Origin of the sequence: Streptomyces panaciradicis (assembly GCF_023516615.1) — a bacterium.
GTDB lineage: Bacteria > Actinomycetota > Actinomycetes > Streptomycetales > Streptomycetaceae > Streptomyces > Streptomyces panaciradicis.
Genome location: NZ_JAMGBF010000045.1, coordinates 14,166 through 31,214 on the forward strand (window position 1 = coordinate 14,166; position 17,049 = coordinate 31,214).

At 74.1% G+C, this 17,049-nt stretch carries 8 protein-coding genes and 1 pseudogene; 5 read left to right on the plus strand and 4 right to left on the minus strand.

Annotated features, from left to right (window positions below; all coding sequences use genetic code 11):
* Positions 1-23: 23 nt before the first annotated feature.
* The 4 genes from M8J74_RS17520 to M8J74_RS17535 form a co-directional block, all read right to left on the minus strand.
* Positions 24-188 (minus strand): hypothetical protein, encoded by a 165-nt coding sequence (locus M8J74_RS17520; protein ID WP_249837308.1) that lies wholly within the window; start codon positions 186-188, stop codon positions 24-26.
* A gap of 174 nt (positions 189-362) precedes the next feature.
* Positions 363-2,510, minus strand: a complete 2,148-nt coding sequence (locus tag M8J74_RS17525; protein WP_249837309.1) for a glycoside hydrolase family 9 protein — start codon at positions 2,508-2,510, stop codon at positions 363-365.
* A gap of 170 nt (positions 2,511-2,680) precedes the next feature.
* On the minus strand, positions 2,681-3,556 hold the full coding sequence (locus M8J74_RS17530) for a glycoside hydrolase family 16 protein (protein WP_249837310.1): 876 nt from the start codon (positions 3,554-3,556) through the stop codon (positions 2,681-2,683).
* Positions 3,557-3,949: 393 nt separating this feature from the next.
* Entirely contained in the window at positions 3,950-5,365 is a 1,416-nt protein-coding gene (locus tag M8J74_RS17535) for a cytochrome P450 (protein WP_249837311.1), read from the minus strand.
* A 477-nt stretch (positions 5,366-5,842) separates the two neighbouring features.
* Between M8J74_RS17535 and M8J74_RS17540 the strand changes: the two genes are divergently transcribed.
* From M8J74_RS17540 to M8J74_RS17560, 5 genes and pseudogenes are all read left to right on the plus strand, one after another.
* Entirely contained in the window at positions 5,843-6,709 is an 867-nt protein-coding gene (locus M8J74_RS17540) for a DUF4132 domain-containing protein (protein ID WP_249837312.1), read from the plus strand.
* Positions 6,706-11,619 (plus strand): DNA-binding protein, encoded by a 4,914-nt coding sequence (locus M8J74_RS17545; RefSeq protein WP_249837313.1) that lies wholly within the window; start codon positions 6,706-6,708, stop codon positions 11,617-11,619. Before M8J74_RS17540 ends, M8J74_RS17545 begins: the two co-directional genes overlap by 4 nt.
* 88 nt (positions 11,620-11,707) lie before the next feature.
* Positions 11,708-12,868 carry an ATP-binding protein gene (locus M8J74_RS17550; protein WP_249837314.1) on the plus strand — a complete coding sequence of 387 codons (1,161 nt, stop codon included), beginning with the start codon at positions 11,708-11,710 and terminating at the stop codon, positions 12,866-12,868.
* A complete protein-coding gene (locus M8J74_RS17555) occupies positions 12,865-16,494 on the plus strand; it encodes a vWA domain-containing protein (RefSeq protein WP_249837315.1) in 3,630 nt (1,209 codons plus the stop codon). The genes M8J74_RS17550 and M8J74_RS17555 overlap by 4 nt, the downstream gene beginning before the upstream one ends.
* Positions 16,491-17,049, plus strand: a pseudogene (locus tag M8J74_RS17560) (SWIM zinc finger family protein); the annotation flags it as partial. The gene M8J74_RS17555 and the pseudogene M8J74_RS17560, both read left to right, overlap by 4 nt.

Here is a 17,049-nt window from a genome sequence, read left to right on the forward strand (position 1 = left end):
ATCGAGTCTTCCTCGGCGCAGGGCTAGTACGTCAGCGTGAGCAGTTCCAGGACTTCGCTCTCGCTCGGCAGGCGCGGGGCGTTCTTCGTCACGACCGCGCCGACCGCGATGGAGGCCGGCATCGCCCGGTCGACTCCCAGATCGCGCAGCGGCCGCTTGACCCCCAGCGCGCCGGAGATCTCCCGCACCCCCTCCACCGCGGCCCCGTGCCCGGTCTCCGTCGGCGGGCGAGGCCCGGCGCATGGCGCGTGAGGCGGCCCGGGTGTCGAGGAGCTGAGCTGAGCACGCCGATTCCGTCCACCCGCGGGAGGGTGGACGGAACGGTCGTGTCCGGCACCGGACCTGTGGCCCTCCGGCGCCGGTCAGTCGCAGGCGTTTCCGTCGAGAGCGAAGGCCGTGGGGGACGGGTTGCTTCCGCTGAGCGAGCCCTCTACCCCGAAGCTCACCGTGGCGCCGGGCGCGATGGCGCGGTTCCAGTCGGCGTTGCGTGCCACGACGTCGGCGCCCGACTGGGTGACGGTCGCGTTCCAGGCGCTGGTCACGCGCTGGCCGCCCGGGTAGTTCCAGTTCAGCCGCCATCCGTCCACCGCGGAGGTGCCGGTGTTCTTGACGGTGACGGTCGCGGTGAAGCCGTCGCTCCAGGCGTTGTCCACCTTGTACGTCACCGCGCAGGACGCCGTCGGCTGCGGACTGCCGCCCCCGGACGGGCGATCGGCGGCGTAGGCGGCCAGCCAGGCCAGCGGGGCGTTCCAGTTGATCGCCACCTCGTTGGTGGAGTACGAGCCGATGTCGTCGATGTAGCAGGCGGCGGGCGCGCAGCCGGCGAGCTTCTCCTGCGCCACCGGGTCCTGCAGCGCACTGTCGGGACCGCCCGCGAGCGAGCCCGCCGGCGGGTTCGGCAGTGAGGCGTCCAACTGGTGTGCCCAGAAGCGGTGATGCTGGTTGTGCGAGGACCTCTCGCCGTAGCCGGTCACATAGGACTGCCCGATGGCGTTGCGGCCGAGCAGGTAGTCCATCGACTCCAGCACTCCGGCGCGGTAGCGCGCGTCACCGGTCAACTCCCCGGCGACCGCCATGACCACCGCGTTGTCGGCGGCCTCGCTGTTGGAGCCCCAGAAGTATCCGTCCTTGGGTATCGGCACCGCGTAGCCCTGCCCGGCCATCGTGGACAGGTGGCCGTCGGCTGCCGAGACCACCGAGGCGCGGATGCGGGCCAGGTCGGAGGCGGGCAGCCCGTTGGGGACGGTCGCCAGGGTGAGCCGGCCCAGCGCGGCCGTGTCCGCCCAGCCGAAGCCGTAGGGGGTGAAGGCGCCTGCGGAGGTGTGCCAGGAGGAGGAGGTGACCGCGTCCCGGTAGGTGCTCTCCCCGGTCGTCGCGTACAACTCGGCGGCCGCCCAGTAGAACTCGTCGGTGACCTGGCTGTCGCCGTAGGCGCCACCGCCCGTGCTGTCCGAATCGGGCGCGTACATCGCGGGGTTGGCCTGTGCCGCGGTCCACGCCCGGCGGGCGGCCGCCAGACAGCGGTCGGCGAAGGCGGAGTCGTAGGGCCGGAAGACACGGGCGCACTGCGCGGCGGTGGCCGCGAGGTTGAGGGTCGCCGCGGTGGAGGGCCGGTGCAGTTCGCGGGGTTGGGCGTCCTGGTCGGGGCGGGTCGGGATGCCGGTCCAGGCAGCGTCGTGAATCTTGTGGAAGGCCATTCCGGCGTACGGCTTGCCCGCGGGCACCTGCATCCGCATCAGGAACTCCAGCTCCCAGCGCGCCTCGTCCAGGACGTCGGGGACGCCGTTGCCGCGCTCGGGCACGCGCAGGGTCGAGTCGCCCAGCGCCGCGTCCGTGCCCGCGCGCTGGGCCCGCTCGAAGGAGTTGACGACCAGCCAGGTGGAGATGCCGCCGTTGACGACGTACTTGCCCTGGTCGCCCGCGTCGTACCAGCCGCCCCGGACGTCCTGGGTGTAGTCGCACACCCCGGACTGGCAGGGGACGGAGGTGTCGCCCTTGTTGGGGGAGACGCCGAGGTGTCCGGCGGGGCGGGCGTAGGCGGAGCCGACGAGCGAGGCGTCGATGGCGATGCCGCTGCGCTGGTGATAGAAGAACGCCATCGCGTCCGAACGCAGCCCGTCGTAGAGATCGGCGCGGATGTCGAACGGGTCGCTGTCGCTGCCGTCCACCGACAGGACGTAACCCGTACCCGTCCCCTGGTACGACGAGAAATCCGCCAGCTGAACGGACTGGCCGGAGGGGGCGTCCGCACCGCGCGGGACCGTGGAGCCGGAGGCGACCACCGTGCCGGAGGCACTGCGCAACTGCCAGGTGAGGGACTGGGTGCTGCTCGTGACGACCGTCGCGCGCTTGGGGCCGTCCGGCAGGTAGCCGACCTGGTTGACCCGGACCGCCGTGGTCCCCGCGGCGGCTGCCGGGGTGGCCAGCAGGCCGTCGAGAAGGAGCGAACTCGCCAGCAGGGCGGTGGCGAGGGGTCTGCCATGGCGACGTACTGAGTCGAACGCGGACATGAGCGGCTCCTGGGAAAAGGGGATCCAGTGGGGGAATGGGAGCGCTCCCACCGGACGGAGCGTGGCATGACCATGCCTATGCGTCAATCGGTTGGGGAGAGGTGGGTGAACTTCGCCCCTGCGTGCCTGGTGGTCGGGGGCGGGCGAAGGGGAGCTCGGGACCGTCGCGTTCAGGCGCGTTCGTACACGCGAACCCAGTCCGTCAGCATGCGGACGGGGAACGGGGTCGACTTGGGCACGGGGCCGGGCCACTCGCCGCCGACGGCGAGGTTGAGCAGCAGATAGAAGTCGTGGTCGAAGACCCACTTCCGTCCGGCGCCGTGGGACGCTCGCCTGTCGGCGTGATAGGCGTGGCCGTCGACGGACCAGGTGATGCGGTTCCTGTCCCACTCCACGCCGTAGGTGTGGAAGGCGTCGGAGAAGTGTTCTCCGTCCGGGAGCGTGCGATGTCCGCCGATCCCCTCGTCGCCGTAGCCGGGTCCGTGGACGGTGCCGTAGACGGTGTCCGGTTCGCCGCCCGCGACCTCCATGACGTCGATCTCGCCGTTCCCGGGCCACGACGTCGTGGAGTCGTTGTCGCCCATCATCCAGAAGGCGGGCAGAAAGGGGCCGTCCTCCGGAACCCTGATGCGCGCCTCGATCTTTCCGTACGTCTGAGAGAAGGTGCCCTTCGTCGTCAGCCTGGCCGACGTGATGTCGCAGGTGCCGTACGGGCAGTGGCCCATGCCCGGCAGTTCCTCCCGGCGCGCGGTGATGACGAGGTGACCGTCACCGTCGGTCGCCGCGTTCTGGGTTCTGTCGGTGTAGTACTGCCATTCCTTGTTGCCCCACTGCGGCTCTCCGCCGGTGTCGTGGACCCACTTGTCGGGGTCGGGTGCCTGACCCGCCGCTCCGGAGTACTCGTCGGACCATGTCAGCCGCCAGCCCTTCGGTGCCGATCGCGTGTCGCCGGACGGCGCCGCGGAGCAGGAAAGCAGCAGCGCGGTGAGCAGCACACCGACGGCCAGGCGGGCCGGAGTGTGCCGGTGGCCGGGGACAAGGCGCATGAAGGGACTCCTGGTCGGGGCACGGAGAGGGGGCCGCGGGGCGGATGAGCACAAGGCCCTGGCCGATCGGGGCCGGGACCGGGCCCCTCTCCCGACCGGTCACCCGTCGCAGGAGCTGGGGCGCCGCCGGCCCGCGCGACCGGACGGCACCACCATCGCCCCGAACCGTCCGGGAACGCTCGGGCCGGGCAGCACGGAACCCCGATGTCATCGGTGACAGCCTGGCACGGCATCGGTGACGGCCGTCCATCGCCCCCGTGACGGACCTCGGTGGAGTGCGGACTCCGTGCTGGTCTTCGCGGTGCGACGCGGCTCCCCTGACGGTCAGTCCCCGCCGGTTCGACGGTCGGGGAGGGAGCCGGCCCGAGGGGCCCGGACCACTCGACACCCCTGTCAGTCGGTGGAGTCGGCGTGGAACCGCATGGTCAGGGCGTCGGGTTTGACGGTGATGACGGCCTGGGGGCGCGGCGGTGGGGAGGCCATCGTGAACCGGGGCCAGATCTGCAGGAGGGTCGCGAGGATGATCTGGAGCTCGACCCACGCGAAGTTCTCCCCGATGCACTTGCGGCGGCCGTCGCCGAAGGCGAGGAAGGATCCTCGGGTGGCCGGAAGCCGGTCCGCCTCCCAGCGGTCCGGGTCGAAGGCGTCCGGGTCGGGGTAAGCGGACGGGTCGTGCTGGTGCAGGTAGGGGCTCCACACGACGTCGGCGCCCGCGGGGATGAGGTGGCCGCCGAGGACGATGTCGCGGGCTGCGGTCCGCGTCACCATCCAGGACACCCCGTATTTCCTGAGGGCCTCCTGCAGAACCCTTCGGGCGTACGGGAGTTGGTCCAGGTCGTCATAGCGCAGCGGCCGGTCCCGGCACACCGAGGCCAGTTCCTCGCGAAGACGGCGTTCGACGGCGGGGTGGCCGGCGATTTCGTACAGCGCCCAGGCGAGCGTGGTGCCGGTGGTCTCGATCGCCCCGGCCAGCAGGGTGATGGCCTCGTCCTGCAGCTGCCGGCGGCCGAGTTGGTCTTCCGCGCCGATCAGGGTCTCGAACAGGCCACTTGGCTGCCGGCGCCGCGCCTGGGACGCGTGGGGGCACGCCTCGGCGCCGGACGCGCCGTCCGCCGCAGCGGATTCCGGCGCGGTGGCGTCGGTGTGGTGGTCGATGGCCTGGTCGATGAGGGCGCGCAGGCGGGCGACACGGTCGGCGTGCGCACGGTTGGCGGGCAGCGGAAGCCGCGTGATCCAGGGCGGGAGAAGGACCTGCCGAATCGTTCCTCTCATGATTTCGGGCATGAGGGCGGTGAACTCGCCCTCCAGGTGGGCGGGCAGGTCGGCGCCGAACACGGCGACGAGGAACGTCGCGAGGGTGATCTCGTTCATGCCGGCGAACACGTCCCGCGGTTCGCCCGCGGGCCAGGCGCCGACCGTCGCGCGCACCTGGTCGATCATGGCGTCGCCGCGCTCGGCGATGTGCGCCTTGCTGAACATGGGCTGCATCAGACGGCGGTTGCGCAGATGCGTGTCGCCGTCGGCGACGGTCGCGACGCCGTCGCCGAGGAAGACCCGCAGTGCGTCGTAGTACTTGCCGCCCTTGGGAAAGTGGGCGGCATCCGTCACCAGGACGCGCCGGGCCAGTGCGGGGTCCGTGACCACGTAGGCGGGTGTCGGGCCGATGCGGATGCGCACCACGCTGCCGTGTTCGCGCAGCGAGGTGATGAACGGCAGCGGATCGCGGACGAGGCGCAGTCCGTGGCCGATCAGCGGCAGTCGTCCGGGGGCTGTGGGGGTGGGGATGGGTGCCGTGGTGGGGGCGCTCATCTCGCGCTCACTCCTCGTGGGGGAGGGATCAAACGACCGAATGCATGCCCATGGCAGCTTCTTTCGATGCGCTTGGGCGATGATCTCCACGTCACCCGCGTTTTTCCTTGATGTCCTTGTCCGCCCGAGGCGCGTCGCGGCCGGTTGTGTCCGCGTCGTCCGCCAGGCGGCGCTCACCCAAAGGCCTCGCCGCCCATGCGGGCCGGAGCCCGGCGGCGCACCGGACAACCGTCCGTCGCCTGGCTGAAACCGCTCGGCCGGACAGGCGGCGCCACGGAGCGTTCCTGAGCGGCCCGAACCGCGAACGCGGCCGCACGGCGTGCCGTCACTCCGGACTGTAGAAGTCCTGTGACCCTCTCCCACCGCCGATTGTCAGTGATCGCCGCTAACGTTCCTCACATCGTCGCACTGGCGCCGGGATGTCCCCGGCTGAACTGTGCTTTCTTCTTGCTGTCTTGATGTGGAAGGCGGGGACTCGTGGGTTGGCTCTCGGCGGGTGACGGGTACGAAGTCGCCCTGGTGGACGGGCGGGTGGCGGCGCGCGCCACCTCGGGCCGGGCCGCGGGGCGGCAGCTGAAATCGCTGCCGCGCGCGCTGCGCGACCATCCCGAGGTGGACCGGCTGCGGCGGTTCGCCGAATGGCTGGATCGGCACGCCACGGCCTGCGTCGCGCAGGTCGATGCCTGGATGGTGTCGTCGCTGCCCGTCCCCACCGGTCTGCTGGCCCGGGTGTGGCCCGACGAGGCCTGGCAGGTGGCGCTGCGCGACCTCGCGGTCGTGGGCGACGACCCCGACGAGGTCGGATTCCTGCGCGGGGCCACGGAGGACGGCGAACTGCGCGTGGTGAACCTGGACGGCGAGACGGTACGGCTGTCCCCGCGCACGGTCACGCTGCCGCACCCGGTGCTGCTGCCGGACCTCGACGACATCCGGGAGTTCGCGGCGGAGCTGGGCATCGTCCAGCGGGTGGAGCAGATCCACCGCGCGACCTGGCAGCGGCCCGAGGAACTCGACCCCAAGGCCACCGAGGTACGGGAGTTCACCGGAGGCTCCTTCCGTTCCCGCTTCGCCCTGGCCGCGCGGGCGAGTTCGCTCGGCTACCGCGTGTCGGGGGGCTACTCCACCGCCCGGGTCCGCGACGGCGGCCGCACCGTCGAGGCCAGTGTGTGGATCGGCGAGCCGTACTGGGAGGACACGGTGGAGACCGGCAGCCTCACCTGGCACGACCAGGACGGCCGCGCCCTGCCGCTGCGGCAGGTGGGCCCGGTGGCCTGGTCGGAGGGGATGCGGATGGCCGCGGCGCTGTACGCCGGGCGCACGATCGAGGAAGGCAAGAACGCATGAGCGGGGGGACGCAGGTGTCGTACGGGGAACTGCTGACGGCGGGCGCGGTGCTGCCGCCGGACGCCGAGGCGGCCGACGAGCGGGCGGTGCCGCTGACGGCGCGCGCCTACCGTCACCCGGGCCTGGAGGACCGGGTGGTGGTCCGGCTGGTCGCCGGGGAGCTGGGGGCAGCCGAGGACCTGGCCGCCGGCTTCCTGGGCCTGGAGCCCGCCGCGGAGCCGGCCGTCGTGGGCCTCGGGCTGCGCCAGTCGCTGGGCTTTCCCGAGTGGGTGCTGGTGCACCACCCCGAGGACGGCCACCACGCGCTGGGCGTCGTACCGGATCTGGAGCGGGCGGCCCGGCAGGCGAAGTCCCGCCCGAAGGCCGCGCTGGACGCCTACCTGGAACTCGGGCAGCGGCTGGCCGCGGCGGTCCCGCACTTCCTGCCCACCTTCTACGAGCAGGCCGGCCGGGTCTTCCTCGCCGAGGAGAACGCCACCTACGCCGCCCAGTTGTTCACCCGCGCCCGCAAGGCGGAGGCGGAGCACGGACTGACGGTGCAGGAGGAGCGCCTGGACGCGGTGTTCCTGGAGTTCGCGCTGGCCGGAGCCCTGCCGGTGAAGGTGCTCTCCGCCTACGGCAGGGAACTGGCCGCGCGGGTGTCGGCCGAGGAGGCGCTGGAGCGCTTCACGCGCCTGTGCCTGCGCCGCACCGCGGGCGGCCTGCCGCCGTCCGCCCAGATGGCCAACGACCTGCGCAAGCTCGCCCGCGGCGCCGGACAGGACGCCGACCGGGCCGAACAGGACTACCTGGCCGAGCTGCTCGGCCTGCCCGCCACGCTGCGCGCCTCGGCCGGCTGGTGGAAGGGCCACCGGACCGCACTGGTGGCGCTCGCCGAGCGGGAGCCGCGGGTGCGCGGCATGCTGCTGGACATGCTCCCGGCCGGGGCCGACGCGGACGTGCCCGCGATGTGGCTGCAGGTCCTGGAGGCGTCCGGCGCGACGACGGGCCTGTGGGACGGCTCCCTGCCCGCCGAACAGCGGCCGAGCGACGGCACCGCGGGCTGGCTGGAGCGGTTCCTGACGTTCAGGGAGCGGGCCCGGTCCTGGCGCAGCTCCACGCGGATGCCGGAGCTGTACCCCCTGGTGGAGCGGGCAGCGGCCCGGCTGCGCACCGAACTCGCCGAGTCCGGACGGGGGTTGAAGGTCACGCACGACATCGACCTGATCGACCTGCTGCTGTCCCTGGACGTGCCGGTGGCCGCTCCCGACAAGAACCAGGAGCTGCCGCTGATGGCGTGGGCGATCGGCGAAGGACAGCGGGAGCTGACCTTCCTCGGTGCCGACACGCGGTTCCTCGACGCCTTCCTGCGAGGCGCTGACCGCTTCCACAACGGCGACCAGGCGCTGCGCGCCATCCGTCTGCTCGCGGCCTCGCCCGGCGGCCGCCCCTGGCTGGCCGAGTGGGTGAGCACCGTGGTGCGGGGCTTCACCGCCGTGGGCCTGCCCGGACTGCCGAACGCGCTGGAACGGCTCGGGTGGCTGCCCGCCGAGGCGCTGGTGCTGGCCGAGGACGACGTCCGCGCCGCCGTCGGCACCGACCTGGCACCGGTGCTGGCCCGCACCCTGCGCGCCGGGCTCTTCGACGAACTGGGCTGGCCGGCCTGGGAGGAGGCGACGGCCGAGCTCGTCGCCAAGGACCTGGTGCAGGACATCGTGGTCGCCGACGCCTGGCCCCACCTGGTCGTCGCCGGCAAGGCCCAGGCCCGCGTGATCGGCGCCGACGGCACCGTGCTCACCCACGACCTGCGCCTGCCCGCGCAGGACGTCTCGGGCGACCCGGGCTTCCACCACGTCGACGGTGAACTCCTCGTGTACTGGAACTCCCGCAGGGACGGTCTGCGCGGCTACTGGCACTCGCGCGCCGACCGCGTGGAGTCCCTCAAGGGTGGGCACTCCACCCGGGGCACCGAGATGGACTGGTACCGCGGCGACTTCCCGATCACCCTGCCCCTGCCGGACGGCGGCCGGACCACCGGTCGCGGAGTCGTGCACGTCGGGGACACCACCCTGCCCGACGAACGGCCGCTGCTCTTCGACGGATCGTCCTACTGGGTCTGGCACGCGGACGGCGAGGACCGCGAGGCGCACGGCTGGTACGAGTACGACCCGGCCACGAACGAGCGCGGACGGATGAGCAAGCCCGCCTTCCTCGCCGACGCCCTGCGCGAGGCCCCCGCCGGCAGCAGCTACGTGGGCGGCAGGCTGCGCCCCGCTCCCACCACCGAGGCCACCCCCGCCTGCGCCCCCGTCCACGGCCTGGCCGGCCTGCGCGTGGTGGACCTGCCCGACGGTACGCGGCGCGCCGAGGACCTCGCCGGACACACCGTCACCCTGCCCGCCGCGGCCGGTGTGCCGAACGCGCTGGTCGTCTTCCCCGGCGCGGAGCGCCCCACGGCCGTCGTGCGCAACAACTGGACGCTCGACCTGGTCGACGCCGACGGCGTGCGCACCGCCTGGGCCAAGACCGACCGCACCCCCGGCGACTTCGGCGAGGGCACCCTGCTGCTGCCTCCCGTGCAGTTCTGGGAGTGCCTGACCGCACGTGACCCGCAAGGGTCGACGGCACTGCGGACCATCGACCGGGACACGGCCGCGGCACTGCTGACCGCCGCCGCGGGCGAGCAGGGCGAGGACCATGACGCGCTGACCGGAGCCATCCGCACCCTCCTGCCGGTCAGCCATGACGCCCTGGTGAAGGGGATCGCCGGAGTCGCCCGCTATGCCGCCGCCCAGCAGGCCGTACTGGACGCGGCGGCCACCCGGCTGACCCGCGCCCTGGAAGGCGAGCTGGAGGACGAGGGGCCGGCGGGACCGGCGGACGGCGTGCTCATGGCGGCGGTGAACGGGCTGGGCTCGTCGCGCAGTTACTGGTGGAACCGCGACGACGAGGCCGACACCGTCTTCCGTGCCCTGCGCGTCCTGGCCCGCGCCGGCGGATTCGCCGACACCGCCCTGCCCGCCCTTCCGGACGTCCGCCTCCACCTCGACGGTCACCCGCTGCCCTCCGGACAGCCGGACCTGGACCGGCTGCTGGAGAGGACGACCGCACTGGCCTACCGGGCGGCCTCCGCCACCACCACCGAGGAGCACCGCGAGGCCCTGCGCACCCTCCTCGCCGAGTTCGACCGCCTCGGCCTGACACCGGACGACTCCACCGCCTGGCGCAAGGTGCACCTGCACCTGGAGGCGGCGCCGCTGCGCACCACCGCGGGCGGATGGCGCGACGGCTCCTGGCACGGTGTGCTCCCCTTGACCGACGGCGCCTTCATCGCCGTCACGAGCCGCAACTCCCTCGACGACGACGGCGCCTGCTTCACCGGCTACTTCCACGACCCCGCCGGACGCTTCGAGACACCGCCGCCCTACAAGGCGCTTCAGACGCGGCCGCTGAGCGAGAGCCCGCTCCCGGGCCGGATGCGGACCTTCCTCACCGAACTGGCCGAGCGCGGCCCGGCCCCCTGGTTCCCGGAGGCCGCCGAGGAGTTCGCCCGCCTGACCGGCGTGACCGAGACGATCGCCCGGCTCGTCGTGGCCGGTCTGCCGGGGATCGACGTCTACGAGCGCAGCTTCCTCACGCCCGAGGCACGCACCCTCATCGGCGTGAAGGTGGCCCCGGCGGCCGTCGCCAAGGACGAACTGCACGGCGTCGACGGCGCGGTGCGAGCCGCGGTCGTGGGCGCCCTGCTGCCCGCCGAACCCGCCCGTCTGTGGACCGAGGGACCGGACGTGGCGGCGGCCGCCGCCGTGTGGAACGCCAAGGTCGGCAAGCGGGTGGCCGTCCCGGAGGAACTGCTCGGCGACGCGATCCGCGCCTTCCGCCACGCCTCCTGGCCGATCCGTCAGGCGCTGCCCGCCCTGGTGGACCCGGCCTCCTCGCCCCGGCTCAGCCGGGACCTCACCTGGGCGATCAGCGGCGACCGGGCGCGGCCCGTCGGCGACGACACGGACGGCTTCACCGCGGAGACGCTGGTCGGCGCGGTCGGCCTGAGTGCCTGGCTCGCCCACCGGCTGCCGGCCGGCGACCCGGTCCGCGCCGCGCTGCCTCCGGCCCTCACCGCCGTACGCGAACGGCTCGCCCACCCCGGACTCATGCTCGACCTGGGGCGCTACATCAGCCTCCCCGACTTCCGCAAGACCGCCGGCACCCCCACCGAGACCGGCCCCGGCTTCGAGCGGTACGGCGCCGTCGTCCTGGCCACCCACGACGACCAGCCCGCCCCGGCCATCCGCGTCGACCTCCTCGACGAGGCGGGCCAGGACCCCTACCTGCCCGCGGTGCGCGTCGACAACCAGCGGCCCTACGCCGCCGAGGCGGCGCTGCGCCTGGTCCGCGACCAGAGGTTCGCGGCCCTGCTCGCCGACCCCGGTGAGCCGATCGCGGGGGAGCGGGGCAAGGACGGCACCTGGTGGCCGCAGGACCCCGGCCGTTCGGTTCCCGAGCTGGTCACCGAGGTGGCCAAGGAGTACGGGCTGGGGGAGGACGCCGCCACGCTCTATCTGATGCTGCTGGCCATGCCCGACCCGACCGACCGCATGACGGCCCGGTGGACCGGCTGGAAGCCGGCGCGGCTGAAGGCGGCGCGCGCCGAACTGGCCGCCACCGACCTCGTGGTGGAGGCCACCCGGACCCGGGCCGGCCGGTCGCTGTTCCTGCCCGGCGGCTGGGTGGAGCAGTCGGCCCCACGGGTGCCGCTGGAGCGCTGGAAGCTGCCGCTGTTCGGCGAAGTGAGCGACGAACACGTCCCGTTCGGCGTGATCGTGCCGTTCGAGCCGGCCGCGGACCTCTACCGCAGGGCGTGGCAGCGCGTCCAGGACGGCGACGCTCCCCGCTTCGAGGAGCTGAAGGTCCGCCGGGGCCGCCGCCGCTGACCCACCACCGGCCGAGGGTGCCGCTCACGGGCGGCCCCCCACCTGTGCCACACATCGCTGACGACCGAACTACCGAGCAAGGACCTCCATGCCCCTGACCGACACGGTGACGGCCCTTCCGGCCCGGCAGACCCTGCCCGCCGAAGAGCGCTTCGCCACCGAACTCGCCTTCCTCGCCGCTCACGACGACGGCCCCCGCCCGCCCGGCTGGCTGCTGACACCCCGCGCCGTGATCACCTTCGTGTGCGGCAGCGGCGGCGACGCCCTCAAGCTGCCCGACGCGCCCGAGGGGCTGCCGGACGAACTCGTCATCGCCCCCAAGTTCGTCGGGGAACGCGCCCTGGTGGAGCGGTGCGTGGTCACCCTCGCCGGAGAGCGCGGACTGCTGCTCGTCGGCGAGCCGGGCACCGCCAAGTCGATGCTGTCGGAACTGCTGTCGGCGGCCGTCTGCGGCACCAGCGCGCTCACCGTGCAGGGCACCGCGGGCACCACCGAGGACGCACTGCGCTACGGCTGGAACTACGCCCTGCTCCTCGCCCAGGGCCCCACACCGCAGGCCCTGGTGGACTCGCCGGTGCTCGCCGCGATGCGCGCCGGCAAGGTGGCCCGGGTCGAGGAGATCACCCGCTGCCTGCCCGAGGTGCAGGACGCCCTGGTGTCGATCCTGTCGGACCGGCGGATGAGCGTGCCGGAGCTGTCCGGCACCGACGACGCCCAGGTCGCCGCCGCTCCCGGCTTCACCGTCATCGCCACCGCCAACCTCCGCGACCGCGGGGTCTCGGAGATGTCGGCCGCCCTCAAGCGTCGCTTCAACTTCGAGACCGTGCACCCGATCGCGGACGTCGAGGCCGAGACCGAACTCGTCAAGCGGCAGGCGACGGCCGCCGTCGCGCGGGCCGGCGCGGCCTTCGGCGTCGACGACGCCGTCCTCGACGTCCTGGTGACCGTCTTCCGCGACCTGCGGGCCGGACGCTCCGTAGAAGGCTGGGACGTGGAGCGCCCCGGCACGGTGATGTCCACCGCGGAGGCGGTGCAGGTCGCCGTCTCCCTCGGAGTGGCCGCCGCCTACCTCCCCGGCGGCGACTCGCTCGACCTGGTACCCGGCCATCTGCTCGGTGTGGTCCGCAAGGACGACCCGGCCGACCACGCACGCCTGCTCGGCTACTGGGACGGCCCCGTGCGCCGGCGCGCCGAGGACGGCTCGGCCACCTGGCGGCGCCTGTGGGACCTGCGGGAGAACCTGCGGTGACACTCGCCCTGGAACCGAGGGCGGCCCTGACCGCCCTCGCCGACTGCGTCGCGCCGTACCTGCTGGGCGTACGGCACCACAGCCCCGCGCTCGCCGCCGTGGTGCCCGCCCTGCTGGACGCCGCCGGCGCCGAGGTCGTCTGCGTGGAGCTGCCCGCCGACTTCCAGTCGTGGCTGCCCCATCTCGGCGCGCCGGGCACCGTCGCCCCGGTCGCGCTGGCCGGGGCCGGCGAGGGCGGCCGGCTCGGCTTCTACCCCTTCGCCGACTTCTCGCCCGAACTCGCCGCGATCCGCTGGGCCCGCGAGCGCGGGGCCGAGGTCGTCTGCTGCGACCTGCCGATGTCCGATCCGCGGTGGGGCGCCGAGGGTCCCGGAGCGGGGGAGGAGGGCCGCGTCCCGTCCGGCGAGGCGCCCACCGCGTTCGCCGCCGCGCTGACCGCGTCCGGGACGGGGCGGGACGGCGACGACATGTGGGACCGCAGTGTGGAGGTCCTCGCCCCGGGCTGCGCCCCCGACGCGGTCCGCCGGGCCGCGCTGGGCGTCGGCTGGGCACTGCGCCGCGACGCCGAGTCGGCGGGCGGCGTGCCCGCGGTCGATCTGGCGCGTGAGGCCCACATGCGCGCGACGATCGCTCGGGCCTCGGCCGACGGCCGTCGGGTCGCGGCCGTCGTGGGAGCCTTCCACGCCCCGGCGCTGACCGCCGGGGAGGCGGCGGAGCCCGCTGGGCCTGCCTCCGGGGATCACCCGGCCGTGGTCACCTCCCTCGTGCCGTACGCCTTCGACCTGCTGGACTCGCGCTCCGGCTATCCCGCGGGCATCCGCGATCCGCGCTGGCAGCAGGCGGTGTTCACCGCGGGCGGCGACCCCGAGCGGCTGCACGACGCGGCCGCGCGGGCGATCACCGGCGTGTGCCGCGAACTGCGGGCCGCCGGACACGTCGCCGGCACCGGCGAGGCCCGCGAGACCCTGCGCGTGGCGTGCGACCTGGCCCGGCTGCGCGGACTGGCGGCACCGGGCCGCGGCGAGGTGCTGGAAGCCCTCACCACGGTGATGGGCCAGGGCGAGCCGCTCGGCCGCGGCCGAGCACTGGCCCGCGCGTTGGAGACCGTCCTGGTCGGCACCGACCGCGGGAGGGTCGCCCCCGGCACGCCCCGCTCCGGTCTCGGCCCGTCCGTCGAGGCCGAGCTGACCACGCTGCGGCTGCCCGGACCCGACGACCCCGCACCGCGCGAGCTGCGGCTGGACCCGCTGCGCTCGGCGCTCGACAGGCGCCGCGAGGTCCTCCTGCAGCGCCTGGCGGTGTGCGGCACCGGATACGGCGAGCCGATCCAGGTGGCGGGCACCGGCGACGCGGCCGCCCTGACCACCCGGTGGCGGCTCGCCTGGACACCGGCGGTGCCGGTCCGGCTGGACCTGGCCGGTATGCGTGGCGTCACCGCGGCCCTGGCCGCCGAAGGCACCCTGCGGGAGACCTTCCGCAGGGAAGCGGCGGACGGCGGACCCACCAGCGCCCTGGTCCTCGCGGGACTGCGCGACGCCGCACGGTGCGACCTGCCCGCGCTGGTGGCCGCGCGGCTCGCCGACGCCGCCGACGTCCTCCCCGCCTGCGCCACCCTGCCCGAACTCCTCACCGCCCTGGACCTGTTGGAGGCCCTGCGGCGCGGCCACCTGCCCGGCACCACACCCGAGAGCCGCCAGGACGCCGCCGAACTCGCCACCGAGCTGCTGGAGTCGGCCGTACGATCCCTGCCGGGCCTGGCGGGCAGCGACGATCCGCAGGACGCCGACGCCCTCGTGGCGCTGGCCTCGCGGGCCGGTGAACACCGCCTCGGCCTGCGCATGGATGACGCCCTGGACGGCCTCGCACGCCACGCCTCCCCGCTCATGCAGGGAGCCGCGCTCGCCGCCCGGGTCATGCTGGACCTGGACGACGCCGCCACCCTCGGCGACCGGGCCGCGGGCTGGATCGACAACGCCACCGGCCCGGACGCCCGGCACGCGATGAACCGCCGGCTCACGGGACTGCTCAGCGGCGCCGCACCCCTGCTCCAGTCGGCGCCGACCGCTCTGGACCCCCTGCTCGACCGCATCGACACGCTCACCGACCAGGCGTTCCTCGACCGGCTGCCCGCCCTGCGCGGTGGCTTCGACACCCTCAGCCCGGCCGGCCGCGACCGGCTGCTGTCCACCGTGACCGAGCGCCTCGGCGACCGCCTCGACCTGTCGCTCGCCGCCTCACCGCGGCTGCTCGCCCTGTGGACGGCCGCCGACGCGGCGGGCCGGGCGGCGGTGACGTCCCTGCGCCCACCGCTGGGAACGGGGCTGGACGGCACCGCGGGCACTCAGCCGGCCCCGCCGCCATCCCCTCCGAACGGCATCGAGAGCACCCGACCGGGCCCGCCGCCGTCCCCTGCGCCCGCCGAACCCGCGCCGGCCGAGGCACCGGCCCTGTCGCCCGGCACTTCAGAAGGCGGCGCGCCCGCCCAGGCGGCGGCCGACCCCGCCCCGCACCTCACACCGGCCGACCGCTGGCGCCTCCTGCTCGGCCGGGAGAGCGAGAAACTGCCGCCCAACGCCCGACGCCTCGCCCACGCGCTCGACGAGCTGTACGGCACCGGCCGCGGCGAGGGCGCGTCCGACCTCGCTCGGGAGAACGGCCAGGGCGGCGGCCAGGACGCCTCCTTCCCGACCGCCCGTGAGTGGGCGGAGGAACTCGACGCGCTGTTCGGCGCCGATGTCCGCGAGGAGGTCCTGGCCCGGGCCGCAGACCTGGGTCGCACCGATGTCCTGGCCGAGCTCGACCCCAAGGCCGTACGCCCCTCGGTCGACCTGCTGACCTCTGTGCTCTCCCTGGCCGGCGGGATGCCCGAGCAGCAACTGGCCAAGCTGCGCCCACTGGTGCGCCGCCTGGTCGACGAACTGGCCAAGGAACTGGCCACCCGGCTGCGCCCGGCACTGACCGGACTGGCCACCCCGCGTCCCACCCGCCGTCCGGGAGGGAGGATCGACCTGCCGCGCACCCTGCGCGCCAACCTCGCCCACACGCGCCGCACCGACGACGGCCGCACCCTCGTCGTACCGGAGCGGCCGGTGTTCAGCACCCGTTCCCGCAAGGAGGCGGACTGGCGGCTGATCCTGGTCGTCGACGTGTCCGGGTCGATGGAGGCCTCGGTCGTCTGGTCGGCGCTCACCGCGGCCGTCCTGGGCGGAGTTCCCACCCTCAGCACCCACTTCCTCGCCTTCTCCACCGAAGTGATCGACCTGACCGACCGCGTCGACGACCCGCTGTCGCTGCTGCTGGAGGTGAGGGTCGGCGGCGGTACCCACATCGCCGCCGGCCTGGCCCAGGCCCGTTCACTGGTGACCGTCCCGAGCCGGACCCTCGTCGTCGTGGTCAGCGACTTCGAAGAGGGCTATCCGCTCGGCGGACTCCTCGGCGAGGTACGCGCCCTCGCAAGCTCCGGGGTCCACCTGATGGGCTGCGCCGCCCTCGACGACACCGGCACCCCGCGCTACTCGGTGCCGGTGGCGCAGCAACTCGTCGCCGCCGGCATGCCGGTCGCCGCCCTCAGTCCCCTCGCCCTGGCCCGCTGGGTGGGCGACCGCCTCCGCGGAGAACACCGATGAACACCGAACTGCCCCCCGTGGCACCCGACGTCGTGGCCGCCGCCGTGGAACAACTGACGTCCCGGCTGCGCAAAAAGCTCGACGCCACGATCGAGACGTACCTGACGCTGCCCGTCAGCACCGACGGCACGGTACGGCGCGTGCGCTGCGGTGAGGACGCCGAGGTCACCCTCACCCCCGGACCGTCGGGGGCGATCACGGACGCAGCCCAGGCCGAGTGCAGCTGTCTGCTGGCACCCCGGTGCCTGCACCGTACGGCGGTCCTGGGAGCCGCGCCGGTGGCCGACAGCGACGCGGTCGCCGACCCCGGGGACCAGCCGCCCCAGGGCGGCGCCGAGGCGGCCGAACCGGACGGCGGCGCGGGGGAGTCCGGCACACCCGGCACCGACTCGACCATCGCATCGCCGACGGGCCCGACGAGCACCGATACGACCGCCCCACCGCCGGCCGCCCCGACCACGGCGCAGGTCACCGCCGCATCCGGGCTGTGGGCCGCGGCGGCGGCGGTGCTGGCCGCCGGCGTACCCGGTGCGGGCGCCGTCCCGCAGGCGGAGT

Bases quoted from the DNA above. Each gene is read 5' to 3' on its own strand.
- M8J74_RS17525 (WP_249837309.1), bottom strand. From the start codon at position 2,510: ATGTCCGCGTTCGACTCAGTACGTCGCCATGGCAGACCCCTCGCCACC.
- M8J74_RS17530 (WP_249837310.1), bottom strand. From the start codon at position 3,556: ATGCGCCTTGTCCCCGGCCACCGGCACACTCCGGCCCGCCTGGCCGTC.
- M8J74_RS17535 (WP_249837311.1), bottom strand. From the start codon at position 5,365: ATGAGCGCCCCCACCACGGCACCCATCCCCACCCCCACAGCCCCCGGA.
- M8J74_RS17545 (WP_249837313.1), top strand. From the start codon at position 6,706: ATGAGCGGGGGGACGCAGGTGTCGTACGGGGAACTGCTGACGGCGGGC.
- M8J74_RS17550 (WP_249837314.1), top strand. From the start codon at position 11,708: ATGCCCCTGACCGACACGGTGACGGCCCTTCCGGCCCGGCAGACCCTG.